Origin of the sequence: Streptomyces sp. NPDC005195 (assembly GCF_040608315.1) — a bacterium.
Lineage (GTDB): Bacteria > Actinomycetota > Actinomycetes > Streptomycetales > Streptomycetaceae > Streptomyces > Streptomyces kaempferi.
Map to the genome: position 1 here is coordinate 1 of NZ_JBEXHZ010000391.1, position 1,102 is coordinate 1,102.

A 1,102-nucleotide genomic window follows, 5' to 3' on the forward strand; every position below is an offset into this window, starting at 1 on the left:
CCGACACCGAGGCGTCGGGGCCCACCCGTTCGAATGCCCTGCTCAGGACCGCTCAGTACCTGCTCAGGACCTGCTCAGTGCCTTCTCGGTACCGCCTACCAGCGGTACCAGCGGCCGCGCTTGCCGCCGCTCGCCGTAGGACGGATCACAAATCCGAGGACCCACACGACCAGCACGATGACAGCGATCCACCACAGGGCCTTGAGTGCGAAACCCGCACCGAAGAGGATCAGGGCGAGCAGAAGAACGAGAAGAACGGGAACCATGGTTATCAACCTCCGCCGCCCCGTGTGCCCTGCGGAACGATCTCCACTCCCGCGGAACCTGTTTGTTTCTCGGAGGGGTCAGGGACGCGAAGGGCCCGTGCGGCACCTTTCGCGGGTCCGGGCGGGATCGCTGGAGAGCCGGGACGGGCGGCGGAGGCGATCGCACGGGCCGAGCCGGCAGGGGACGGCGCCCGCGCACGGTGGCATGGGCCGCTCGGCTCGGGGCACACGAAGACCTGCCTGACGCCGGCTCAGTGACGAACGCGGCGCCAGATGCCATACATGCGACCTGCTTCTCGCGATGTCGGCCGACTGTCACGCGAACTGTGTTCTGGGGAGAGGAACCATCATGATCCTTCCGGCGGAGAGGGAACTGCGCACGGTACTGGCCCGGTTCGCGCAGACGCGTATCGAACACGATGTCCGCCCCACCGGCCGTACCAGCCGCGCGCTGGACGACGTGACGTACACGCTGTGCGTGATGACCGGGGCCCGGACGGCCGAGCAGGCGCTGCTCGCCGCGGACGCCCTGCTGGAGCGGTACAGCGCTGACCGCGAGGGCACCACGCGAGCGGACGAGACGCTGGCCGCGTAGTGGCGCTCCGGCTCGTACCAGGTGCCGGCCCCGTACCCGTACCCGTCCGCGCCGGAGAGGCCGGAGAGCTGGTGGATCACCCCTTCCCGGTGCGGCCCGTACAACCAATCCCGTGACCGGCATGTCGTACATGGCAGGAAACCGAGAACCGCGGTGCAAGGGGGAACGATGCGCGCAGGACGATACGGGGTGATGCTGGCCGCCCTGACGATGGCCGGTGTGGGCGTGGGAGTGGCCGCGC

2 protein-coding genes are annotated in these 1,102 nt (G+C 69.0%); one reads left to right on the top strand and one right to left on the bottom strand.

Annotated features, from left to right (window positions below; genetic code table 11):
* Nucleotides 1–95: 95 nt before the first annotated feature.
* Nucleotides 96–266: a hydrophobic protein gene (locus ABZV34_RS39870; RefSeq protein ID WP_356288335.1), complete on the bottom strand. Its 171-nt coding sequence runs from the start codon at nt 264–266 to the stop codon at nt 96–98.
* Between the two features lie 349 nt (nt 267–615).
* On the opposite strand from ABZV34_RS39870, the gene ABZV34_RS39875 reads away from it, so the two are divergent.
* Nucleotides 616–861, top strand: coding sequence for a DUF5133 domain-containing protein (locus ABZV34_RS39875; RefSeq protein ID WP_356288338.1), 246 nt, complete (start codon nt 616–618; stop codon nt 859–861).
* Nucleotides 862–1,102: the final 241 nt, after the last annotated feature.

What these genes read in the sequence shown, in the direction of transcription:
- ABZV34_RS39870 (WP_356288335.1), bottom strand. Translation starts at nt 266, where the DNA reads ATGGTTCCCGTTCTTCTCGTTCTTCTGCTCGCCCTGATCCTCTTCGGT.
- ABZV34_RS39875 (WP_356288338.1), top strand. Translation starts at nt 616, where the DNA reads ATGATCCTTCCGGCGGAGAGGGAACTGCGCACGGTACTGGCCCGGTTC.